Below are 23,048 nucleotides of genomic sequence, written 5' to 3' on the forward strand. Positions count from 1 at the left end.
AGTTAAATAAGTTATTGGTTATTTGATATATACTTTATATTCGTATTTTTACGATTAATTCGTAGTTACGAAAGAAAAGAACCATGACCATAAATCTAACCAATGAAACAATTATTCATCGCGCTGATTGTCATTAGTACCGGCTGGCTGTCGGCCGTCGCACAGGAGCAGGGATTTGCTGTTCAAGGCGTTGTAATCGATACGGTATCGGACGTCGGATTGGCACAGGCTTCCATTGTGTTGATGCAAGCACGTGATTCCATGCTTTACCGGTTTGCACGAACGGACCAGAGAGGAAATTTCCGAATCGACGGGTTAGCTGCCGGTGAATATTTGCTGATGGCCACATATCCGGAATATGCTGATTATGTGGAACAATTTACGCTGGACAGTGCCGTTGGGACGATCGATTTTGGCAGCCTGGGGTTGGTATTGCGGACGAAATTACTGGAGGAGGTACTGGTAAACCGCAGTCAGGCCATTACCATCCGCGGCGATACCACGGAATACGATGCAGCAAGTTTTGTGATCCAGCCCAATGCAAAGGTGGAGGACTTACTTAAGCAGCTGCCGGGTATTCAGGTCGACCAGGACGGCAAGATTACGGCGCAGGGACAGACCGTAAATAAGGTACTTGTGGATGGTGAAGAATTTTTTGGTGACGATCCCGTGCTGGTTACTCGCAACCTTCGGGGAGACATGGTTGACAAAGTCCAGCTGTACGACAAGCAAAGCGACCAGGCCGAATTTACGGGAGTCGATGATGGAGAACGCACCAGAACACTAAACATTCAGTTGAAAGACGACCAGAAAAAAGGGTATTTCGGTAAAGTGGATGCCGGTGCCGGTACCAACGACATGTACCAGGGACAGGTTATGTTTAACCGCTTTAACGACAAGCAGCGGTTTTCAACATTTGGTACCCTGGGCAATACCGGCCGTACAGGGTTGAACTGGCAGGATGCGCAACGGTACGCACCCTCCGGTTCAATGACGTTTATGGACGACGGAGGGATTATGTTCACATCGACCGGGGGCCAGGACGACATTGAATCGTGGAGTGGGCGCTACGACGGACAGGGAATTCCCTCCGCGCTCAACGGGGGCGTTTATTACAGCAACAAATGGAATGACGGCAGGCAGTCCATCAACGGGAATTACAAAATAGGAGAACTGAGCGTGAATGGATCGGGCGCTACGATAACCCAGAATGAATTGCCCGGCGGTGCGATCCACACAGTAGCTGATCAGACCTTTGACCGGCGGATATTCCGGCAGCGGGGCGGGGCAATTTTCGAAACACAGTTTGATTCGACGTCGACACTGAAAGTAACGGTGGATGGGACATTGAAAAACGGGGAAACCGCGGCGTTTAATCAGTCGATGGGTACGGATGCCTTCGGTGGGATGCTCAATGAATCGATGCGTCGTACCACCAACGATACGGAAGGGCAGGACGCCTATCTGACAGCGTTGTGGACAAAGAAGCTACGTAAGCAGGGGCGGACGCTTTCCTGGGAGGTCAATGAAACTATTAATCAAAGTAGGTCCAATGGTCGGCTGTATGCCGCAAACTCCTTTTACGCGGATGGCGTAATAGACAGCACCTCTCTCGTAGACCAAATGAAGGTAAATGACAGCAGAAACTCCGTGTTTAATTCAAATATCACCTATTCGGAGCCGTTTACCAAAACGCTTTCCATGGTGGTGAATTACAGGCTTTCAGCGAACAACGGGACCTCCCTCAGGCAATCTTTCAACGAAACCGGAACGGGAGGTTATACGGATCTGGACTCATTGTACAGCAATGATTTTAAATTAAACCAACTTGCCAATCAATTGGGGGCAATTCTTAATTTTCGGAAGGGGAAATCCACGCTTAATGTAGGCACCCGGATAAGCCGTGTGCAGTTTAACCAGACCGACCGGTATGCCGACAATCACTTTGGGCGTAGTTTTACCAACCACAATCCGCAATTGACATGGCAATATCGTTTTTCGCAGCAGAAATCGCTTCGTTTTTCCTACAATGGCAATAACACCCAGCCAACCATCAACCAGATACAGCCTGTGCGCGTAAACGATGATCCGTTAAATATTGTATTGGGAAACCCCAATCTGAAGCCTTCGTTTACTAACCGGATTAACCTGAGTTACAACTCATTCAGGGTGATCGGAAATCAGTATATATATTTCTCCGGTAGTTTTTCCAATACCGGAAACCCCATCGTCAGCAATGTGAACACCGATGCTGTCGGACGGAGTGTCCTTCAGTATGCCAATTTGAACGGGAAGTCGCCCATGAACTACAGCTTTTATTCCGGCTTCAGTAAGAACATCAAAAAGATCAATGTCGATGTTGGCGGTGGACTGGAGGCCAACGGCAATACCTATTACAATTTGACTAATGGGGAGCTGAACAAGACCCAAAATTCAACTTATTCGGGTAACCTGACGATCCGGCAGTACATTCAGAAAAAATACGGTTTCAATATCAATTTCGGTCCGTCCTATACGTATAGCAGGGCATCATTGCAACAGCAACGCAACAATGACGGATGGGGACTGAATGGACGCTTTGGTTTCAGCATCTTCCTGCCCTGGAAACTGGAAATCACATCCGAAGGCCGGTATACCTACACCGCACCTACGGCGCTGTTTGATGAAAATTTTGAGCAGTTTATTGTTGATGCTTCGGTCGGGAAGAAATTCCTTAAGGACGAGACACTCCGTTTTTCCATCGGGGTAAATGACCTGTTTAACCAGAACAGAGGTTTCAGCCGGTATGCCAATAACAACATGTTTACACAAAACAGTTACACCACGATTACCCGTTTCCTGTTATTTTCACTCACTTGGGATTTCAGTAAAATGGGAGGAGTATCCGTACAAAATTAACGATCATGAGAATCAAGATTTCCTTTCCGTTAGTCTGTTTGGTGGGTTTGATGCTTTCCTGCCAATTGCTACAAGCGCAATACGCACACTTTGTTAAACAGGGTGTAGTCGCGTTTGAGAAACGGGTGAATATGTATGCCAAGATCAAGAGCAGGGTGGGCAGCAATTCATTCATGGAGCAGGCTTTTGAACAATATCGGCGGAACAATCCGCAATTTAAGACATTCAAGTACCGTCTTGCCTTTGATGGCGACCGGACGCGCTTTTGGCCGCTGGATGATCAGGCTACGCCATCGGCCGGCTTTTTTGGTAACGACCCTTCCGTAGACCTGGGAAATACCATCGTAGCCGACCTGCTCGCGGGGCAGCGCATCAGCCAGAAAAGTGTGTATGAGCAGACGTACCTCGTTACCGATAGCATCCGCCGTATCCAATGGCGTATTACCAACGAAACACGGGAAATTGCCGGTTACCAATGCCGCCGGGCCAATGCGGTGGTACTTGATTCCGTATACGTAGTTGCTTTCTATACCGACCAGATTCCAGTATCGGGTGGCCCGGAATCATTTGCCGGGTTGCCGGGTATGATACTTGGTGTTGCGCTTCCCTACGAGAACACGACTTACTTTGCAACAAGTGTGGAAGACCGGCCTGTTACAGCTCAGGAACTGGAGGTGCCAAAAAGGGGTAAAGCGGTCAATTACGGTCAGCTGCGTGCCGAACTGGAAGCCAGCCTGAAAAACTGGGGCGATTACGCACAGGCGATACTTAAAGCGATGTTATTGTAGGGGCTACCCAAACCAGTTGGTTAGCCATTGCGGAAAAATGCCAAACACGAGGGTGGCACCGGATAAGATCACGATTAGCCACAGCAGTCCGCCAGACAACGGGGCGGTTTCCATGGTCTGGTCGGCATCCGGCTTTTTCAGAAAAGCATTTAATGGTACTTTAAAATAATAAAACAGCGAAATGACCGTAGTGAGTGCTCCCACGATTAGCAGACCGATCATACCCGGATTACCGGTTGCCTGCCACCGTTCAAATACAACTGAAAATATCAGTAGCTTACTTACAAATCCCGCAGTAGGGGGGATACCCGTCAGCGAGATCACGAGAATCACGAAACAGACCATGGCAAGCGGAACGCGTTTGCCCAAACCGTTGTATGCGGCAAGGTCGGTAGCGCCCGTCCGGGATTCAATATGATCAGCGAGCATGAATACCCCCATATTCATAATTGTATATACCGCAAGGTAAAACAGCAGGACCGTATAATCACCTGCGGAATAAGCCAGCGCCGCCATCATCAGGAAACCGGTGTGTCCGATGGATGAATACGCCATCATACGCTTCACATTTGCCTGACGCAGGGCAGCCAGGTTACCCAATAACATGGTGGCAATGGCAGCCACGAGCAGCATGGTATGCAGCGACTGCGCCGGGGCGCTGCTTTCCGGCCAGGCATACAGTATCCGCACCAGCATCGCCATCCCCGCAATTTTTGGAGCGGTCGAAAGAAATGCGGTCACGGGAGTGGGAGCCCCCTGGTAGACATCCGGACTCCAGAAATGGAAAGGTACAAAGGATAGTTTGAACCCGATACCCGTAAAGACCAGCAACAATGCCAGTGTGGTCAGCAGCGGAGGTGTGGCCGTCAACCCGTCGATAAAAGGTTGCGCCGTGAACTCCAGGCTGCCTGTGAAGCCGTATAGCAACGACAGTCCATATAACATGACCGCAGAGCACACCGCCCCGAATAACGCATATTTCATCGCAGCTTCCGTCTGCCGCGCTTCCTTGGCGAGGTAACCCACCATAATATAGGAGCCAATGGAGACCAGTTCGATGGCAACAAACAACATCAGCCAATGTGTAGCCATCACCATCAGGTTAAGCCCGATGTGAACCGCAATCAGCACGCTGTATAAATCAGCCGTTTTTTTCCGGTGTGCGGTAAAATCCGGGTTGGCAACAATCGATAGTGCAAACAAAATGCATGCGGCGGCGATGAATATCCGGATATATCCGGCAAAGGCGTCGGGCAGTACCGTGCCAAAGAGCAGATTTTCCGCAGCCGGTGTACGCAGTTCCAGTCCGCTGCATACGGCCGCTGCAATCATGCCGAGCAGCGCAACAGCCAACGTGCTGTGCCGCCACAGCCGGTCAACAAATACACCCGAAAAAATACTGAGAACGAATGCGGCGATCAGCACCAGTTCAGGCAGTAAGCCCGGTAATCCGGAAATGACCTGATCCAGTAATGATGTGATATGGAACTGTGTTGCCTGCATAGCCTGTTAGCCTCCGGTTACCAACGATACCAGCGCCAGCACCGAGGCGTTGATTTTTTCCAATGCAAATGCTGGATAAATCCCCAGTGTCAGTGCCAGCATCAGCATGGGCAGCATGATCAGGGTTTCCCGTGTACTGGTGTCCTTCAGCACCGCCAGCCATTCCTGGCCGCCTTTAAACCGGGGTTGGCCAAAAAACATCCGTTGCAGGGTCCACAGAAAATAAGCAGCACTGAGCAGAATACCCACCGAACCTGCAATAGCCATCCACCGGGGCAAAACACCATGGGCACTTTCCGAATTGAAGGTTCCGATGATAACAAAAGCTTCGCCGATAAAAGCAGAAAATCCCGGCAATCCCAATGAGGCAAAGAACGTCATCGCCACCAGCGCCGTATAACGGGGCATTGTTGATGCCAATCCCCGGAAATGGTAAATATCACGGTCGTGTACCCGGTCGTAAAGCACCCCGACTAGAAAAAACAGTGCTGCCGATAGAAAACCGTGGCTGATCATCTGGAAAATTCCGCCAGCCAGTCCTTCTGCCGTGAGCGATGCGGCGCCGAGCAGCACAAACCCCATGTGTGATACCGAAGAATAGGCGATCATGCGTTTCAGGTCGCGTTGCGCCAGGGCAACAAACGCTCCATACAGGATGGACACGACGCCGATCAGTCCGAGCCACCAGGCCGATTGAAGGGCCATATCGGGAAAAATACCAAAGCAGATGCGTAGAATGCCATATCCTCCTATTTTGAGCAATATCCCCGCCAGGATAATGGATATTGGTGTAGGGGCTTCCACGTGGGCATCGGGGAGCCAGGTATGCAACGGCACGATGGGCACTTTGATGGCGAACGCCACAAAAAGTACAATGAAAGCCAGTAGCCGTGCCGGCACACCAAACAACTGATTTTCGGCTAACCAGGAAAATAGGCTATTAGGTGCATAATTGCCCGGATCCATCATGTGCAGCATGTTGAATGTATGTGCACCGGTTTCCGGATTGGTCACGGAGAAATACAGTCCCACGATAACCAGGAGCATGAACACCGATCCGAATAACGTATAAAGGAAAAATTTAATGGCTGCATACTCCCGCCTGGCACCCCCCCATATCCCGATGAGGAAGTACAGTGGCAGCAGCATCAGTTCGTAAAACACATAAAACAGGAAGAAATCGAGTGCCGAAAAGACACCCATTACCGCCATATTGAGGATCATCAGCAGTACAAAATAGCCTTTCAGCTGTTTCTGCATGTTCCAGGAAGCGCCTATGGCGATGATCATAATCAGCGCTGTTAAAAAGAGGAACGGCATGGAAAGTCCGTCGACCCCGATAAAGTAGTCGATTTCCAACCTGCCCATACCTCCCATATCCAACCGGATCCACGGCAGATGCTCCTTAAACTGATAGAGGCGTTCCTCGGTAATGCCGGCTCCTTTCGGGTGAAACCGATAATACATATATCCGCTCAGCAGCAATTGCAAGCCTCCCGTGACCAGTGCAATATACTTGTATGCCGCTTTTTGGACAGTAGGGATAAGCAGCATCACCACGGCAGCCAGCAGCGGCAGAAAAATGAGTATGGATAACAAGTGCGGATTCATGCGTGAATGATCATTTGATAGAGCAAAACTATCAATACTATAAAAAACATGGTAAATAAATAATACTGTACCCTTCCCGTCTGTGTCCGTCGAAGCACATTACCCAGCCCATAGGCTATTTTACCGATCAGCCGCACCGTACCATCCACCACATATTGGTCCATCCACCCGGCCAATGCTGCCAGTAATCGGCCCAACCGGCCCAGTCCGTCAATCGTCCCATCTACCAAATACCGGTCAGCCTCCCTTAACACATGAGACAACCGCAATACAGGTGATATGACCGCTAGGTCATAAAGTTTATCCAGATATCCCTGATTGAGCGACAATTTGTATAACAGCCCCGTCGTCCGCAATGGATAAGCGCCTTTTACATACCATTTCCAGGCCAACCAGGCCATCAGCAGCGCAATGAGCGTAGCGGTAACCGGAACCAGCGTGTGCGCGGCAGGGAGGGTAGGCGGCAGGGTGTCCGGTACCATTCCCTGGGTCAGCCACGCCCGGCCTACATCGAAGGGGTGCAGCGAAAATACGAGGAACAGCGAGCAGGCGGCCAGGAATAGCATGGGCACCAGCATCCATTTACCCACTTCGTGAATCTGTGTTAACCGGTCGATAGCCGGCGGTGCCACGAATACTTTAAAAATCAGCCGGGCAATATAAAAGGCAGTCAGTCCAGCGGCTGCAAACAGGAAATAGGGCAGTAACCGGAGCAAGCCCGGCTGAATGGCACCCCATTCCAATGCGTGAACCAACAGGGCATCTTTGGAGAGAAATCCGCCCGTCAGCGGAAAACCGCCCAAGGCGAGGGCAGCAATTGCCATCACCGTAAAGGTAAGAGGCATCTGCCGTCTGAGTCCGCCCATACCACGGATATCCTGCGGGTCGATCTCCAGCCCGTATTGCTTATTCAGGTGCTGCATTTCGTGGATGACTGCACCGGCGGCCAGGAACAACAGGCATTTGAAGAATGCATGGGTAGCCAGGTGGAATAGGGCGGCATGATAAGCGCCCATGCCAATGCCGGCAACCATGAACCCAAGCTGTGAAATCGTTGAGAAAGCCAGTATCTTTTTAATGTCGTATTGGGTCAATGCAAAGTATGCCGCCATGCAGGCCGTGAAGACACCGATACAGGCCATCACCATAAGCGCGGTTCCGTTAAACAGCGGAAATATCCGCGCCAGCAGGAATACCCCCGCGGCCACCATGGTTGCGGCATGGATAAGTGACGACACTGCTGTGGGACCCTCCATGGCATCGGGCAACCATACATGGAGCGGAAACTGTGCCGATTTGGCGATTGCACCCAGCAAAAAGGCCAGTCCACTTAAGGTAAGCCAGATGGCCGGCATGGAACGGCCGGAGGCTATCCATTGGCCATCCGCCACTACAGATGCTGCAACAAGGCCATGCGGATCAAAGAGGGTGCGGATGTCCAGGGTGCCGAACTGCGCGTACAAAATGGCGATGCCGATCAATAACCCAATATCCCCGATGCGGTTGACAATAAACGCCTTTTTATTTGCCTGCACGGCCGTATCCCGCGTAAACCAGAACCCAATGAGCAGGTAAGAGGCGAATCCAACCAGTTCCCAGCAGACGTATAGGAGAAACAGGTTGTCGGCCACTACCAACGCCATCATCGCAAAGCAGAATAGCCCCAGGTACATCCAGTAGCGGTGAATACCCGGATCGCCTTTCATGTAGGCCACGGAATAGAGGTGTACCGGCAACGCGATCAGCGGTACAAGCAGCAGCATGAGTACCGACTGGTTATCAAGCAGCAATCCTACGTGAAACGGCGTTTCGCCGATAACAAACCACTGCCATTGCCCGTGCACCGGGGCATTACCCCACACCTGGGCGAATACGTAGGCTGCAGTCAACAGGCTGCCGGCAATTGCAGTAATGGCAATTGCACCGCTTTGGCTCCGCCTGCCCGCTATTGCCGATAACAGCGACCCTGCAAAAGGAAGCAAGACAGCTGCAAGAGCTACAAATGGGAGATATGTCACTGAGGGCTGCGGCAAGGTGTTATTTTTCTTTTAGATCGCGGATATCTTCCGGGTTAATGGTCTTATAGTGCTGGTATACGTTCAGGATGATGGCCAGTGCCACGGCAACCCCTGCGGCAGCCAGCACAATCGCAAACACCGCAAATACCTGCCCCCCATAATGCGTACTGTCGTATCGGCCAAAAGCAACGAGGTTCAGTATCGCGGCGTTGATGATCAGTTCGATTCCCACCAATACCATAATGGCGTTTCGCCGCGCCAGTACAGCATACATACCCGCCGCAAAAATGCAGGCGCTGACGACTAGGAAATGCGTAAGTGTAATCATGTCTGGCCTCCTTTCCTTGCCAGGTGGGCGGCCCCCATAAGGGCCATCATCAACAATACAGAAATCACTTCAAAGGGGAGGAGGTAGCGCGTCATCAGGTGGATACCCAGGTGCTGCACAGTACGGTCCGTTGGCGTGATTACAGTGCCTGCCTCGCGTGCGGCCGCAATCCATTGCGGTTCATGCCGGTCAAATTGCAGGGCGGCATACAATAACACACCCAGAAACAGCAGCGCAACGGTCAGCGCCTGCCATACCGGGAGCGCAAAAAAGTGCGAGGTACCGGCCTGGAGCTGGTTCAGCAGTTCCTTGTTGGATAACATGAAAGCAAACAGCAACAGCACCAATACACCACCCACGTAGATCAGAATTTGCGTGAGCGCCACGAAATCGGCCAGGGCAAACACATATAAACCCGCCATGGCAAACAACACCACAAAAAACAGGAATAATGCACGGGCTATATTGCGCATGCTTACCAGGATAAATGAGGTGCCCACCGCGACGGTTGCAAAGCAATAGAACAATATACTTTCCATCATTTATGCTTTGCTGCCTCCTTCTCAGCCTGAAACCGGGTCCATTCCTGCTTTCTGGCGTCCACCTCTTCGGGCGTCATGTCCGAAAAGGAATAAGTCAGCTCCGCAAGTTGGAACGTACTCCGGTCATATTGGTCGGTCATGGTAATACATTCGGTAGGGCATACCACCGTGCAAAGTCCGCAGTACATGCATTTGGCCATGTCAATATCAAACTTGGCAGCATACAGCCGTTTCACACTGCCGTCCGATGTCTTTCCGATCACGCCGGTGGCTTTCACCGCATCGATAGTGATGCAGTCGACGGGGCAGGCCTTGGCGCATAGGTCGCATACGATGCAGTCGTCGATTTCGACGTCCAGCTGATAACGGGCTACCTCGGGGATCGGCATTTTGGTTTTTGGAAACTGTACCGTGGTAACCCCTTCCTGCTGGTCGAAATAGGACGCTTTACGCACATCCACTTCCCTGCGCGACCGGCGTGCGCCAAAGAAGTGCCGCAGGGTTATTGTTAACCCTTTTACTGCGGTAACGAATGCCTGTAAAGCCGTCTTTAACATTTCTTTATAAGCTTGTATTCACGGATACTTTTGACTGCAAAAGTACCCAATCAGTCCTTGATCAAACCATCACCATCACCCGCCATATCCCCGAAATCGCCATGCACAGGAATCCCAGCGGTGTCAGCACTTTCCAGCAGAGTGTCATCAGCTGGTCGGCACGAAGCCGTGGAAGTGTCCATCGGATCCACATCTGCACCCCCACAAAAAACAAGGTTTTCGACAGGGTCCAGAAAAATCCCCATATTACCCCCGTCGTCCAGTCGGCCAGCTTAAGCGCACCGATATTGGGCAGGGGTGTATTCCAGCCGCCGAGGAATACCACTACACCGATCATCGCCACCAAAAACATCATGGCGTATTCGGCAAGGAAGAGAAAAGCGAACCGCAGGCCGCCGTATTCCGTATGGAACCCGCCCACCAGTTCCGATTCTGCCTCGGGGATATCAAAAGGTGCCCGGTTGCATTCCGCAAGCGAAGCGATGAAAAACAGCACATAAGCCACCAGCAGGTGGGGTGCCTGAAAAACATTCCACGCCAATATTCCTCCGATCTCCGTAACTTCCCACACACCCAGAAAGTGGAGCGGGACCGTGGCGCGGATCCCCTGGTTGGCTACCATTTCCTGCATGTTGAGTGTCTGGGCAACCATTACAGCCGCAATCAGTGCGAGGCCGGCGGGGATTTCATACGATACGATCTGCGCCACCGCCCGGAGTGACCCCAGCAATGAAAACTTATTATTGGAGCCCCATCCGGCCATCAGAATACCGATAGCATCAACCGAAACGACGGCCAGCACATAAAACAAGCCGATATTCAGTGCGGCAGGAACCCATCCCGGAGCCCAGGGCATGGCAATAAAGCCAAAGAACACCGCCATGAAAATGATGACCGGAGCGGCGATAAACAGCACCTTGTCGGCTGCTGCAGGTGTAATAAATTCCTTTTGAATCAGCTTGAGGATATCCGCAAGGGTCTGCAGGCTGCCATACCTGCCCGTTTCCATCGGGCCCAGGCGATCCTGGACAAAGCCGGCAATTTTACGTTCCGCATATACGGCCGCTAACGCAAACAATGCGATAAACCCAAATAGGGCTAAGCCGATACCGATATATGTGATGTAAAAAGCCAATTTATTTTACATGCGAATAATTCGTGCAAACATAAGGATTTGAACGGATAATATATAGTAGATTGATAGATTATTTTGAATCATTCTAAAACGGCGGGAACATGTTTTTTAGGCAGGAAATGCCGCATTAATTTCCAATTCCACCGGATGAATCCTAATTTAGGTGCTTTCTGCCGGACGGCGAAAAGATGAACCTGCGTGCCCGGCCGTTTTGGGACGGGTTTAGTAAGCGAAGGATAGGGATTCCGGATTACCGGGTATTTAGCCTTCCATAGCAGGTAAAAAGCAACGTTATATTACAAAATCCATATGAGATTCAAATTTGTGCTATTACTGCTATGCTGGCTGTTTACGGCCAGCGCATTTACAGCGGAACCCAGTTACGGACAGTCGGATGACCGATTATCCCTCAGGCAGCGTGATCAGGATAAGCCATTAAAGATCATGGTAATAAGTGATCTAAACGATAGCTATGGTTCCACAACATACAGCAACGAAGTAGCTGCCGTAATCGACAAGGTGAAGACAATTAAGCCTGACATAATATTGTGTGGCGGCGATATGGTGGCCGGTCAAAAGGCTTCCCTGACGGAAGCGCAGTTAACGGCCATGTGGGAAGGTTTCAACCAAGCCGTGCTGAATCCGATTGACAGCCTGAAGATTCCCTTCGGATTCACGGTAGGGAATCACGACGCTTCACCAAGCTACCAGAAGGACAGGGCCGCGGCCAGCCAATTCTGGAATCAGCACATCGGAGCCACCAACCTCACCTTTATCGACCGCACCCATTATCCCTTTTATTTCAGCTACAAACAAAACAATGTTTTTTTTATCAGCTGGGATGCATCTTCGGAGACCATCACGCCTGAAATGCTGGACTGGATGGAAGGCCAGCTGAAAAGCGGAACTGCAAAGCAAGCAAGGTTACGCATCCTGCTCGGACACTTGCCCCTTTACGCGATAGTAGCCGACAAAAACAAACCGGGTGAAGTTATCGCGGAAGCCGATCGAACGCTCGACTTTTTTAAGGAAAATGGAGTGGATATCTATATCAGCGGGCATCAGCATGCCTACTTTCCTGCACGTAAAAACGGCGTGGTTTTATTTAACTCCGGTTGCCTGGGCGGCGGTCCGCGCCCGATATTGGGGCACGATGAAGGGCCCACGAAAGCGTATGCGATTATTGACATACCGGCAACATCCGCCGCGCGGTTTGATTTTAATGCGTTTGTCCCCGGAACAGATTCATTGATCAACCTGCAAGACCTACCGGAATCAGTACTCGGATTCAATGGCCTGATTCACCGGATCGATATAACCGATTAATGGAACTGCAGCGGGTTTAGTCGCCCGCCGGGACATCACCGCGGCAAACCGTACCACTATAAACAACGCAGCCGGCCCATTTTGAGCCGGCTGTATATTTATTTATGCCGCTAACTGATTAACTTCAATTAACGCTTTTCAATCGATACGTAGTCCCGGATTACGCTGCCGGTGTACACCTGCCTCGGGCGGCCGATAGGCTCCTTGTTCGCCCGCATTTCCTTCCACTGTGCAATCCATCCCGGCAGGCGGCCCAAGGCGAACAGCACCGTGAACATATCGGTGGGGAAGCCCAGCGCCCGGTAAATGATTCCGGAGTAAAAATCCACATTCGGATAGAGCTTGCGGTCAACAAAATACTGGTCCTTCAATGCCGCTTCTTCCAGTTCCTTGGCAATATCCAGTACTGGATCGTTGATGCCGAGGCGCTCAAGTACGTCATCACATGCCTTTTTGATGATTTTGGCCCGTGGATCAAAGTTTTTGTATACGCGATGCCCAAATCCCATCAGGCGGAACGGATCGTTTTTATCTTTTGCCTTGGCCAGCCATTTGGCACTGTCGCCACCGTCGTTCTTGATATTCTCCAGCATTTCGATGACCGCCTGATTGGCCCCACCGTGCAGCGGGCCCCAAAGGGCGGAGATACCGGCAGATATGGAGGCGTACAGGTTGGCATTGGAAGAGCCCACGATACGTACCGTTGAGGTCGAGCAGTTTTGCTCGTGATCGGCATGCAGGATCAGCAGCTTGTGCATGGCACTTACCACTTCCGGCTCAATTTCCACATCTTCCGTAATCTGGCCAAAGGTCATGTTCAGGAAGTTATGCACGAAATTCAGTCCGTTACGCGGATACATCACCGGATGTCCGAGCGACTTTTTATAGATCCATGACACAATTGTCGGCATTTTAGCCAGCAGCTTAACGATGGTCAGGTCCTCTTCTTCTTCTGTAGGATTCGGGTCGAGTGATTCAGGGTAAAAAGCCGATAGCGCGCCAACCAGACAGGAGAGCTGGCCCATCGGATGCGATTTCGACGGAAACCCGTCAAAAAACTTTTTCATATCCTCGTGGATCAGCGTATGCCGGTCGATTTTCTTGCGGAATTCCTCCAGGACAGTTGCAGACGGCAATTCGCCATAGATCAGCAGGTAAGCCACTTCAAGAAATGTTGATTGCTCCGCCAATTGTTCAATCGGGTAACCGCGGTAACGCAAAATACCTTTTTCACCATCCAAAAAAGTGACTGCGCTCTGTGTTGCGCCGGTATTCTTAAATCCGGGATCCAATGTAATTGCTCCAGTCTGATCCCGTAATTTTGAAATGTCGATAGCCTTTTCATTTTCCGTTCCTGTGATCACAGGAAACTCATGTGTCTTACCGTCAATAGATATTGAAGCTGTCTCTGTCATAATTTTTTTTGGATGAGATGCAAATGTAATGAAATTGCACTAATAAAAAAGTTAACGACGTAATATTATTGCCATTTTTTGTAACTAAATAGCGATTTAAACGGCTCCCTTTAAATTTAGGAAACTACACCCCGCTTCACGCGATTGATATAAAATAGGTGCACCGAAAAAAAAGTTGTTCCCTTTTTTGGATATTACGATTTTTTCGTATATTTACGACAATAGCGTAATATTATGGAAAAGCTAACCATACAGGAAGAAGAAGCAATGCAGCTGATCTGGCGCTGCAATGGGGGGTTTGTCAAGGAACTGCTTGATGAAATGCCCGACGGAAAAGTGCCTTACACTACATTGGCGTCAACCATTAAAAACCTGCAGCGCAAAGGCTACGTAAAGGCAGTGAGGTATGCCAATGCGTACCGTTATGAGCCACTGTTGACGGAGGAGATCTACAAGAAAATGTTTATGAGCGGATTCGTGAGCGATTATTTCAGGAATTCCTATAAGGAACTGGTGAGCTTTTTTGCCCGGGATAAAAAAATCAGTACCGAAGAGCTAAAGGAAATCATCAACATGATTGATCAGGAAAAAAGCAAATAGCCATGCCCGATTTCGTCATTCATCTGCTCAAAGCCAACCTTTCGTTGGTATTCTTTTACCTGGGGTACCGGCTGTTGCTCCGCAGGCTCACGTTTTATCGCCTCAATCGGTTTTACCTGCTGTTTGGGTTGCTGTTTTCTGCTGTATACCCACTGGTAGATATCAGCGACTGGCTGGTAGCCCGGCAGGATACAGCCCCGCAGGTAATTTATCTTATCTCCGATTGGCAGCAAATGCCGGTCAGGGCCTTTAACTGGTGGCCGCTGCTTACTGCGCTGTTCTGGCTGGGTGTTATTTACTTTGGCTGGCGACTGCTTGTCCGTCTCCTCAGCCTGCGGAAACTCCATACCGCTTCACAACCTGCGGTCTGGCGGCTGTTCCGTTATCGGCAGGTATTTCATCCGGTGGCACCGTTTACGTTCTGGCGGAACATTTACCTTAACATTCACCAGCACGACGAGCCCGAACTGGCCGAGATTTTCAGTCACGAGCGGATTCATGCGAAAGAGCTGCATACCCTGGATGTATTGCTGGCCGAGCTGTGCCGTACCGTTTGCTGGTTCAATCCCGGTGCATGGCTCATCCGGCGCGCCATTCATGAAAACCTCGAATACATCACCGACAGTAACGTACTGCGGCAGGGGGTGGATAAAAAGACCTACCAGTACCACCTGTTAAAGGTGAGCCAATATACCGGCGACCAGCCGGAAATTGCCAATCATTTTAATTTTAAAAGCCTAAAAAGGAGAATTGCCATGATGAACAGAAAACGGTCATCCGCATTGCAGCTGGGGAATTATGTTTTTGCACTGCCGGTAATTGCGGTGCTTGTACTGGTGTTTAGCGTTTCGCGGGCGTATCAGCAGGAGCCTGTAGTCGAGGAGATCGGAAACCGGAATTCCGCATTACCCGGTCCGGTGGCGCCGCCCCGGTCCGATACGATCCACATTCGGGTCGATCAGCCGAAGGATGGGATGGAGGCCCACCATCAGCCTGACGAACACAATCAGGATCCATCAGCTGCCACCAAACCGCCGGGGGCCGTCAGCATAAGCTCTCCCGGCAGGGGTGGAAGCGGACCGGTTAAGGCTATTTTTTTTGATAAAGCCGATTCTGCCCGCGCACCGCTTATTATTGTAGATGGTATGCCCGTGAAGGATACCGACTCCCTTCAGAAAATGGCGGCTGATAACATCGCCAGCATCAGTGTTTGGAAAGATGAGCGGCTGGCCACTTCGTTGTATGGTAAGGCGGCAGAAAACGGATTGGTCGTTATTAAAATGAAACCCGATACGGCAGCCATTGGCATAACCGTCCGGGGAAACCGATTGGACACGGCCATAAATGCAGGAGCGACCGGGTTATCAGCAGAAAAATTTGCGGCGATTCACAGCGCGCAAAAACCGGACTTCAACGGCGCATTGATCATCATCGATGGCAAGGAAAGCACAGCTGCAGCATTCAGATCGCTCTCAACCGATAAAATCACGTCCATTAATGTATTAAAAGGCAATGCGGCTAAGGAAGCGTACGGCGATAGGGGGGCAAACGGTGTAATTGAGGTAGCCGTTCAGTAGTAAACGGTATAGTCAGTCGATTTACGTATTAAATACATTCATCGTCCGTTCCAGGCCGATGTCGATAAAACTGTTTGCTGCCTGTACAGAACGCTCGATCAATGCCGGCAATTCCAGCAATTCATCGGTGTCAAATCCGCTCAGCACATAATCCACCTGCCGTCCTTTCGGAAAATGATCGCCGATGCCGAACCGCAGGCGTGGATATCCCTGGCCACCACACATAGCCTCGATGCTCTTTAACCCGTTATGCCCTGCACTGCTGCCCTTGGCCCGCAGCCGGATCTTGCCGAAGGGGAGGGCCAGCTCGTCAACGATTACCAGCACATGCTCAAGGGGGATTTTCAATTCATGCATCCAATAGTTCACCGCCTTGCCACTTAGGTTCATGTAGGTCGTTGGCTTGATTACATACACCCCGTGCCCGCGCTGGCGGTATTCGGTATAGTAGGCATGCCGCAGCGTGGAAAACGTGACTTTCGCCTGCCTCGCCAGTTCATCGGCGACCATAAATCCAATGTTATGGCGGGTATCCGCATATTCAGGGCCAATGTTACCCAGCCCTACGATTAAATATTTTGTTGCCATGGGAACGCAAACATACTGAATTTGATGCATCACGAAAAAAAAACACCGGCATTACGTGCCGGTGCTTCTGTATTGTGCAGCGGGGTATTTCCCCGGACTGTATTATTTTTTATCCTTCGCTGCTTCCTGCTCTGCCTGGCGCAATGCACGCGACATGATTACCGATACGATGGTGTCATCGCTGTTGTTCAGTACTTTGGCATTTTCAAGCTGGATTTCTTCCACGCGTACGGATTTGCCTACCTCGAGTGCGCCAAGTGGAACCTCGATGTATTGCGGAAGGGCATTAGGTAACGCTTTTACGCGAAGATTACGCAGTTTCTGCACCAGTTTACCCCCCATCTTCACGCCCGGTGATGTACCGGTAAGTTTGATCGGGATGTTAACGGATACTTCCTTCTTGTCATTCAGTAAAAGAAAGTCAACATGGCGCAGTTGATCAGTTAATGGGTGAAACTGTGTTTCCTGGATGATAGCCCGGTGTTTGTCACCGTCGATATCCAGGTCGATGAAATGAACATCCGGCGTATAGATGGCCGGCTTCAAATCAGCTGCGGATACGGCAAAGTGGTACTGTTTTTCGCCACCATAAAGCACTGCGGGTACTTTTCCCTGGTAGCGCAGCTCTTTCGCATCTCTTTTCCCTACGTTCTCTCTTAGAGAACCGCTAATAGCAATTGATTTCATTTGTTATACGATATAAAATTAAATTGAGGCCGCAAAGGTATGAAAAAAGTTGGAATTTAATTTAATCAACTTTAAACAAATCACTGATTGAGCCGTGTTCATTTACGTTTTTAATGGCGTTGGCAAACAGCTCGGCGGTAGAGAGTACCTTGATTTTACTGCTTTGCTGCTTCAACGGGATGGTATCCGTAACGATCAGCTCGGTCAGCGCCGAGTTTTCGATGGTTTCATAAGCCTTGCCCGATAACACCGGATGTGTACAGACGGCCCGCACGCTTGTGGCTCCGTTTTCCATAATCAGGGAGGCAGCTTTTGACAGCGTGCCGGCTGTGTCGCAGATATCGTCGATCAATACAATATCCTGGCCGGTTACGTCACCGATAATCGACATGGATTCGATTTCATTGGCACGTTTGCGTTGTTTGTCGCAGATGACCACCTCGGCATTGAAATACTTGGCAAAAGTACGTGCACGATAAGAACCACCCATGTCCGGCGAGGCGATGGTCAGGTTGGGCAGGTTCAGCGATTTGATGTGGGGTACAAAAATTACCGAAGCATCCAGGTGATCCACCGGAATATCAAAGAAACCCTGGATCTGTGCCGCATGGAGGTCCATCGTCATGATCCGGTGGGCGCCGGCAGCGGTAATCAGGTTGGCAATCATTTTCGCGCCGATCGCAACCCGGGGCTTGTCTTTACGGTCCTGGCGTGCGAAACCGAAGTAAGGAACCACTGCAGTGATGTAATGCGCAGAAGCCCGTTTGGCCGCGTCAATCATCAGCAATAACTCAAAGAGGCGCTCAGAAGGCTGGTTGGTCGACTGAATCAGGAATACGTCGCATCCGCGTATGGATTCGTTGTAAAAAGGCTGGATTTCTCCGTCGCTGAAACGGGATAAGGTCATTTCACCGAGTTTTTTTCCGTAAGACTGCGCGATTTGCTCAGCCAGTTCCGTAGTACCTGAACCGGAGAAAAGTTTTACCTCATTGAATTGCAAAGGCATGGCAATAGTTGTTTTTTGTGGGTTAGCAGTGGGATTGGGATATTATTATTCCGATGTTAAAGTTACATTAAAAAATTACGGATTGCCAAACGGCAATCCGTAATTTTTTTTTGTTGCCCGACCAGGATTCGAACCTAGACAAACAGAACCAAAATCTGTCGTACTACCATTATACTATCGGGCAATCCGGATCTGTTTTACCGCCCTTGCGAACGGGACTGCAAATATAGGGTGATGGAATAATTATTGCAAAAATATTTTTCTTTTTGCTGGAAAGCGCTGATACCCTCGGAGATTGCCTGTTGTAAAGCCGGCAAACATACCCCCTTAAGCCCCGTTTTTTGTATTTGTACGGATTCAGTATCGGGAAAACCTGCCGGATCGGCTATCGTACCGGCCCGGCTGCGCCTATACCCGCCGAATGTGTTAAAATCCGAATAATATATTTGCATTACCATACTATTCCTTATTTTCGGGGCGTAATTTAATCAAGAACCATACGCGACATTTATGAGCTATACTCGGATTAACAATATTATCGGATGGGCATGCGGGCTGATCGCCACGCTCGTATACGTGCTGACGGTAGAGCGGACAACCAGCTTCTGGGATACGGGTGAGTTTATCGCCTCCGCCTATAAAATGCAAATTGTCCACCAGCCGGGTGCGCCGCTGTTCCTGATGTTGCAGAACGTATTTTCAAACCTGGCTTTCGGCAATCCCGAGCGCATTGCCTACTGGATGAACATCGGATCGGCCATTACCAGCGGCCTTACGATTGTTTTCCTCTTTTGGAGCATCACCGCCCTTGCGCGCAAAGCACTGTGGAAACCCGGGGCTGAACTCACGCAGGGTAGCCTGATCCAGATTATGGGCGCCGGTGCAGTGGGTGCACTCGCATATACATTTTCCGATACATTCTGGTTTTCGGCAGTAGAGTCGGAAGTGTATGCCATGTCGTCGCTGTGTACGGCGGTTGTATTCTGGGCCATCTTAAAATGGGAACGCCACGCCGATGAACCCGGCGCTGATAAGTGGCTGATTTTCATTGCCTATATTATGGGGCTTTCCATTGGTGTGCACTTGTTGAACCTGTTGGCCATTCCGGCCATTGCGGTAGTGATTTATTTCCGCCGCACAGCTAATGCCACCGGAAAGGGGGCCATCCGTGCGCTGCTCATTGGCTGTGTCGTGCTCGGCCTGATCCTGTGGGGCATTATCCAGTACCTCATTAAATTTGCTGCATATTTCGACCTGTTCTTCGTAAATACACTGGGACTGAGCTTCGGTTCCGGCGTCGTCGTATTTGCCGTATTGGTTGCCGGAGGACTCGCATATGGTATCTGGCATTCCATCCAGCGGGCCAAGCCATTGCTGAATGTGATCCTGTTGTCTGCTGCGTTTATTGTTTTCGGATACAGCTCTTTTACCATGATCCTCATCCGGGCGAAAGCCGACCCGACACTGAACAACAGCGATCCGGATAATGCATTTTCGTTCCTGGGTTACCTCAACCGCGAACAGTACGGTGACGAGCCGAAATTCAAGGGCCCTTATTTTGATTCGCGCCCCATTGATATTTCCTATGGCAGCAATACCTACCGTAAGGGTGCCGAACGCTATGAAGTGGCCGGCCAGAGCTTTGATTACGTATACGACCGGGAGACCATCTTCCCCCGGATATACAGCACACGCGATGGCCATCCGCAATACTACCGCAATTACCTGAACCTGGGCGAGAGTGAAAAGCCTTCATTTGGCGATAACCTCCGCTTTTTCTTCAATTACCAGGTGGGCCATATGTATGGCCGTTACTTCCTGTGGAACTTTGCGGGAAGGCAGAACGACCAGCAGGGACATGGCGATTTCACTACGGGCAACTGGATCAGCGGTATCAAGCCCATCGATCAGTGGCATGTCGGTGGCCAGGATGCGCTGCCTGAATCACTGAAGTCCGATCCGTCCAATAATAAATTTTACTTTTTACCCCTGATTCTGGGACTTATCGGTGCGTTCTGGCACTTCAAGCACCGGCAGAAAGATGCGGGCATCGTAGGCCTGCTGTTTTTCTTTACCGGGCTGGCCATTGTGCTGTACCTGAACCAGAGCCCGCTGCAGCCCCGTGAACGGGATTACGCCTATGCCGGATCGTACTACGCCTTCGCCATATGGATCGGCCTGGGGGTGGTGGGCATCAGTGGATGGCTCACGAAGAAACTAAATGCGCGCACGGCCGCTATTGCCGCCACGGCGGTCGCCCTGCTGGCCGGACCGGTGCTGCTGGCCAGGGACGGGTGGGACGATCACGACCGGTCGCAGAAATACCTCGCCCGCGACATCGCCAAAAATTACCTGGAATCCTGCGCCCCCAACGCCATCCTGTTTACCTATGGGGATAACGATACCTACCCGTTGTGGTATGTACAGGAGGTGGAAAATGTGCGCCCCGACGTGCGTGTAGTCAACCTGAGTTTACTCAGTGCCGACTGGTATGTGCGTCAGATGAAGGCGAAAGTCAATGAGGCGGAGGCACTGCCCATCACCATTCCGGATGAAAAATATGTAAAAGGCGTGCGCGATGTCATTTATTACCAGGACGCGAGTATACCGGGATACGTAGACGTGGCAAGCCTTGTGGCGCTGATGCTTTCGGACAATCCGAACGACAAAATCCAGCTCCAGAGCGGCGAACGCGAAAACTTCCTGCCCACGAAAAACCTGCAACTGACCATTAATCGGGATGATATCATCAAAAATAACGTGGTGCCCGAGCGGTGGCAGGATAGCATCGTGGATACCATGCAATGGACATACAACCGCAATTACGTATCGCGTGCGGAGCTGGCCATGATGGACATCCTGGCCAACAATAACTGGAAACGGCCCATTTATTTTGCCACCACGGTACCGGCTGATAATTTCATGGGACTTGATAAATACCTGGTGTCTGAGGGCTTTGCCCTGCGGCTGATGCCCATTGAGGTGGCCGACAACACGGCACAGCAGGGGCTGGTAAATGCGGAAGCACTGCATGACCATGTGCTGAATAAATACGTGTGGGGGAACATCGGGAACTCACCCTATATTGATCCGGAATCGTATCGGATGATCAGCCTGATCCTGAACAATATTTACTCGGCGCCGGCAGAGGTGCTTGTTGCCGAAGGCAAGCTCAATGAGGCAAAGGAACTGCTTAACAACGCCCTGGAACACATGCCTAAGCGCCTCTACCGCATCATGGACAGCTACGCCTATTCATTCTTCGTGCGCAGCCTGTATGCTGTCGGTGAAACCGAGAAAGCCAACGAACTGGTGACACGCAACGTGGATTACCTCGAAGAGCAGCTTCGGTATTATGCGGCCATTGCCGAAACCAAACCCAACCTCGAAATGCAGAACATCCAGTACAGCATGTTCACGTTGAACAGGTTTGCGGAAACCACACAGGAACATGGGCAGGCCGACCTGAACGCGCGCATCATGAAAATTTTCGGGCAGTATGAAACCCGGTTTTTTGGAGGCGCGGGATAGCCCGGAATCGCTAAGTTAAGCTCATGAACCGAATCGACCGTTTATTCGGCATCCTGACACTCCTGCAGTCAAAGAAATATTTGACGGGAGAGCGGATTGCCGAGCGGTTCGGCATCAGTATCCGTACGGTGTACCGCGATATCCGGGCACTCAACGAGCAGGGAATACCTGTCGGATTTGAGCCGAATAAGGGTTATTTTGTAGTAGACGGCTTTTTTCTGCGGCCGGTATCCTTTAGCCTGGAAGAGGCCAATGCCCTCCTCCTGATGGAGAACCTGGTGACAGGCTTTGCCGATAAATCCATTCAGAAACATTATTCAAGTGCCCTCAGCAAGGTGAAAGCCGTTATGCGCGATTCGCAGAAGGAAAAGCTGGAATACCTGACCATCAGTACCGGGTTCCAATTTCCCCAGCGGTTGCTCAATGAGGCCAATGAACACCTGGCCACGCTGCAGGAAGCCGTAACCGCCCGTACCATACTGGACGTCCGTTACTGCAAGGCAGATGGCTCGGAAAGCAACCGCCGGGTTGAACCGGTCGGACTTATTTTCTATGCCTTTAGCTGGCACCTGATTGGCTGGTGCCACCTCCGCGAAGATTACCGGGATTTTAAGGTGTCGCGCATGGTGCATGTGCAGAACAGCGGGATGCCCTTTACCAAAACCACCCATCCGCCGATTGCTGATTTTATGAACCAGCTGCCGGTGGATTATTGATGTTAAAAAATGTTAAAACCTCATTAACAGCCAAATAAAACGCCATTATTGGTTACTTTAGCGTAGCAATTAGGATCGCCTACCAAGGCCGTTGCGGTGGAGTTTGCCGCACGGATAGGGCGGGGGGCGGCGCCGGGCCCGTTAACCCTTCGGGAAAGGATGCAGGCCGTTCCGGGTCTTCCCCGGGACTGCTTCGGGGTTCCTTCGACCCTTATTCGGTAT

18 protein-coding genes and 1 tRNA gene are annotated in these 23,048 nt (G+C 50.8%); 7 read left to right on the forward strand and 12 right to left on the reverse strand.

Annotated features, from left to right (window positions below):
• The first annotated feature begins 102 nt into the window (after positions 1 to 102).
• Together NEV57_RS09070 and NEV57_RS09075 are read left to right on the forward strand one after the other, a co-directional pair.
• Complete coding sequence (locus NEV57_RS09070) at positions 103 to 2,898, forward strand: outer membrane beta-barrel family protein (RefSeq protein WP_257657995.1); 2,796 nt, start codon at positions 103 to 105, stop codon at positions 2,896 to 2,898.
• Between the two features lie 5 nt (positions 2,899 to 2,903).
• The gene (locus tag NEV57_RS09075; RefSeq protein WP_257657996.1) at positions 2,904 to 3,686 is read left to right on the forward strand and encodes a GLPGLI family protein; all 783 of its coding nucleotides are present in this window, start codon (positions 2,904 to 2,906) and stop codon (positions 3,684 to 3,686) included.
• A gap of 3 nt (positions 3,687 to 3,689) precedes the next feature.
• On the opposite strand, the gene NEV57_RS09080 is transcribed toward NEV57_RS09075, so the two are convergent.
• From NEV57_RS09080 to NEV57_RS09110, 7 genes are all read right to left on the reverse strand, one after another.
• The gene (locus NEV57_RS09080) at positions 3,690 to 5,189 is read right to left on the reverse strand and encodes an NADH-quinone oxidoreductase subunit N (protein WP_257657997.1); all 1,500 of its coding nucleotides are present in this window, start codon (positions 5,187 to 5,189) and stop codon (positions 3,690 to 3,692) included.
• 6 nt (positions 5,190 to 5,195) lie between these two features.
• Positions 5,196 to 6,800, reverse strand: a complete 1,605-nt coding sequence (locus NEV57_RS09085) for a complex I subunit 4 family protein (RefSeq protein WP_257657998.1) — start codon at positions 6,798 to 6,800, stop codon at positions 5,196 to 5,198.
• Positions 6,797 to 8,818, reverse strand: a complete 2,022-nt coding sequence (gene nuoL / locus NEV57_RS09090; protein ID WP_257657999.1) for an NADH-quinone oxidoreductase subunit L — start codon at positions 8,816 to 8,818, stop codon at positions 6,797 to 6,799. Before nuoL ends, NEV57_RS09085 begins: the two co-directional genes overlap by 4 nt.
• A gap of 19 nt (positions 8,819 to 8,837) precedes the next feature.
• Positions 8,838 to 9,146: an NADH-quinone oxidoreductase subunit NuoK gene (gene nuoK / locus NEV57_RS09095; RefSeq protein WP_257658000.1), complete on the reverse strand. Its 309-nt coding sequence runs from the start codon at positions 9,144 to 9,146 to the stop codon at positions 8,838 to 8,840.
• On the reverse strand, positions 9,143 to 9,688 hold the full coding sequence (locus tag NEV57_RS09100) for an NADH-quinone oxidoreductase subunit J family protein (RefSeq protein ID WP_257658001.1): 546 nt from the start codon (positions 9,686 to 9,688) through the stop codon (positions 9,143 to 9,145). Before NEV57_RS09100 ends, nuoK begins: the two co-directional genes overlap by 4 nt.
• On the reverse strand, positions 9,685 to 10,245 hold the full coding sequence (locus tag NEV57_RS09105) for a 4Fe-4S binding protein (RefSeq protein WP_257658002.1): 561 nt from the start codon (positions 10,243 to 10,245) through the stop codon (positions 9,685 to 9,687). Before NEV57_RS09105 ends, NEV57_RS09100 begins: the two co-directional genes overlap by 4 nt.
• Positions 10,246 to 10,306: 61 nt before the next feature.
• Positions 10,307 to 11,380: a complex I subunit 1/NuoH family protein gene (locus NEV57_RS09110; RefSeq protein WP_257658003.1), complete on the reverse strand. Its 1,074-nt coding sequence runs from the start codon at positions 11,378 to 11,380 to the stop codon at positions 10,307 to 10,309.
• A 309-nt stretch (positions 11,381 to 11,689) separates the two neighbouring features.
• Here NEV57_RS09110 and NEV57_RS09115 point away from each other — a divergent pair, with 309 nt between their 5' ends.
• On the forward strand, positions 11,690 to 12,706 hold the full coding sequence (locus NEV57_RS09115; protein WP_257658004.1) for a metallophosphoesterase family protein: 1,017 nt from the start codon (positions 11,690 to 11,692) through the stop codon (positions 12,704 to 12,706).
• Between the two features lie 128 nt (positions 12,707 to 12,834).
• Here the strand turns inward: NEV57_RS09115 and NEV57_RS09120 are convergent, their stop codons facing one another.
• The gene (locus NEV57_RS09120; RefSeq protein WP_257658005.1) at positions 12,835 to 14,121 is read right to left on the reverse strand and encodes a citrate synthase; all 1,287 of its coding nucleotides are present in this window, start codon (positions 14,119 to 14,121) and stop codon (positions 12,835 to 12,837) included.
• A gap of 234 nt (positions 14,122 to 14,355) precedes the next feature.
• Between NEV57_RS09120 and NEV57_RS09125 the strand changes: the two genes are divergently transcribed.
• Together NEV57_RS09125 and NEV57_RS09130 are read left to right on the forward strand one after the other, a co-directional pair.
• Positions 14,356 to 14,721: a BlaI/MecI/CopY family transcriptional regulator gene (locus NEV57_RS09125; RefSeq protein ID WP_257658006.1), complete on the forward strand. Its 366-nt coding sequence runs from the start codon at positions 14,356 to 14,358 to the stop codon at positions 14,719 to 14,721.
• Between the two features lie 2 nt (positions 14,722 to 14,723).
• A complete protein-coding gene (locus tag NEV57_RS09130; protein WP_257658007.1) occupies positions 14,724 to 16,298 on the forward strand; it encodes a M56 family metallopeptidase in 1,575 nt (524 codons plus the stop codon).
• Between the two features lie 21 nt (positions 16,299 to 16,319).
• Here NEV57_RS09130 and pth read toward each other — a convergent pair whose 3' ends face one another.
• From pth to NEV57_RS09150, 4 genes are all read right to left on the reverse strand, one after another.
• A complete protein-coding gene (pth, locus tag NEV57_RS09135) occupies positions 16,320 to 16,886 on the reverse strand; it encodes an aminoacyl-tRNA hydrolase (protein WP_257658008.1) in 567 nt (188 codons plus the stop codon).
• Between the two features lie 102 nt (positions 16,887 to 16,988).
• Positions 16,989 to 17,573, reverse strand: a complete 585-nt coding sequence (locus NEV57_RS09140) for a 50S ribosomal protein L25/general stress protein Ctc (RefSeq protein WP_257658009.1) — start codon at positions 17,571 to 17,573, stop codon at positions 16,989 to 16,991.
• A gap of 61 nt (positions 17,574 to 17,634) precedes the next feature.
• Positions 17,635 to 18,579 carry a ribose-phosphate pyrophosphokinase gene (locus NEV57_RS09145; RefSeq protein ID WP_257658010.1) on the reverse strand — a complete coding sequence of 315 codons (945 nt, stop codon included), beginning with the start codon at positions 18,577 to 18,579 and terminating at the stop codon, positions 17,635 to 17,637.
• Between the two features lie 113 nt (positions 18,580 to 18,692).
• Positions 18,693 to 18,763: transfer RNA gene (locus NEV57_RS09150), tRNA-Gln, on the reverse strand.
• Between the two features lie 326 nt (positions 18,764 to 19,089).
• Here NEV57_RS09150 and NEV57_RS09155 point away from each other — a divergent pair.
• Both NEV57_RS09155 and NEV57_RS09160 read left to right on the forward strand, forming a co-directional pair.
• The gene (locus tag NEV57_RS09155; protein ID WP_257658011.1) at positions 19,090 to 22,110 is read left to right on the forward strand and encodes a glycosyltransferase family 117 protein; all 3,021 of its coding nucleotides are present in this window, start codon (positions 19,090 to 19,092) and stop codon (positions 22,108 to 22,110) included.
• A 23-nt stretch (positions 22,111 to 22,133) separates the two neighbouring features.
• Positions 22,134 to 22,826, forward strand: coding sequence for a helix-turn-helix transcriptional regulator (locus tag NEV57_RS09160; RefSeq protein WP_257658012.1), 693 nt, complete (start codon positions 22,134 to 22,136; stop codon positions 22,824 to 22,826).
• Positions 22,827 to 23,048 lie beyond the last annotated feature (222 nt).

The organism is Parapedobacter lycopersici (assembly GCF_024643285.1).
GTDB lineage: Bacteria > Bacteroidota > Bacteroidia > Sphingobacteriales > Sphingobacteriaceae > Parapedobacter > Parapedobacter lycopersici.

Bases quoted from the DNA above. Each gene is read 5' to 3' on its own strand.
- NEV57_RS09070 (WP_257657995.1), top strand. From the start codon at position 103: ATGAAACAATTATTCATCGCGCTGATTGTCATTAGTACCGGCTGGCTG.
- NEV57_RS09075 (WP_257657996.1), top strand. From the start codon at position 2,904: ATGAGAATCAAGATTTCCTTTCCGTTAGTCTGTTTGGTGGGTTTGATG.
- NEV57_RS09080 (WP_257657997.1), bottom strand. From the start codon at position 5,189: ATGCAGGCAACACAGTTCCATATCACATCATTACTGGATCAGGTCATT.
- NEV57_RS09085 (WP_257657998.1), bottom strand. From the start codon at position 6,800: ATGAATCCGCACTTGTTATCCATACTCATTTTTCTGCCGCTGCTGGCT.
- nuoK (WP_257658000.1), bottom strand. From the start codon at position 9,146: ATGATTACACTTACGCATTTCCTAGTCGTCAGCGCCTGCATTTTTGCG.
- NEV57_RS09100 (WP_257658001.1), bottom strand. From the start codon at position 9,688: ATGATGGAAAGTATATTGTTCTATTGCTTTGCAACCGTCGCGGTGGGC.
- NEV57_RS09105 (WP_257658002.1), bottom strand. From the start codon at position 10,245: ATGTTAAAGACGGCTTTACAGGCATTCGTTACCGCAGTAAAAGGGTTA.
- NEV57_RS09115 (WP_257658004.1), top strand. From the start codon at position 11,690: ATGAGATTCAAATTTGTGCTATTACTGCTATGCTGGCTGTTTACGGCC.
- NEV57_RS09120 (WP_257658005.1), bottom strand. From the start codon at position 14,121: ATGACAGAGACAGCTTCAATATCTATTGACGGTAAGACACATGAGTTT.
- NEV57_RS09125 (WP_257658006.1), top strand. From the start codon at position 14,356: ATGGAAAAGCTAACCATACAGGAAGAAGAAGCAATGCAGCTGATCTGG.
- NEV57_RS09130 (WP_257658007.1), top strand. From the start codon at position 14,724: ATGCCCGATTTCGTCATTCATCTGCTCAAAGCCAACCTTTCGTTGGTA.
- pth (WP_257658008.1), bottom strand. From the start codon at position 16,886: ATGGCAACAAAATATTTAATCGTAGGGCTGGGTAACATTGGCCCTGAA.
- NEV57_RS09140 (WP_257658009.1), bottom strand. From the start codon at position 17,573: ATGAAATCAATTGCTATTAGCGGTTCTCTAAGAGAGAACGTAGGGAAA.
- NEV57_RS09145 (WP_257658010.1), bottom strand. From the start codon at position 18,579: ATGCCTTTGCAATTCAATGAGGTAAAACTTTTCTCCGGTTCAGGTACT.
- NEV57_RS09155 (WP_257658011.1), top strand. From the start codon at position 19,090: ATGAGCTATACTCGGATTAACAATATTATCGGATGGGCATGCGGGCTG.
- NEV57_RS09160 (WP_257658012.1), top strand. From the start codon at position 22,134: ATGAACCGAATCGACCGTTTATTCGGCATCCTGACACTCCTGCAGTCA.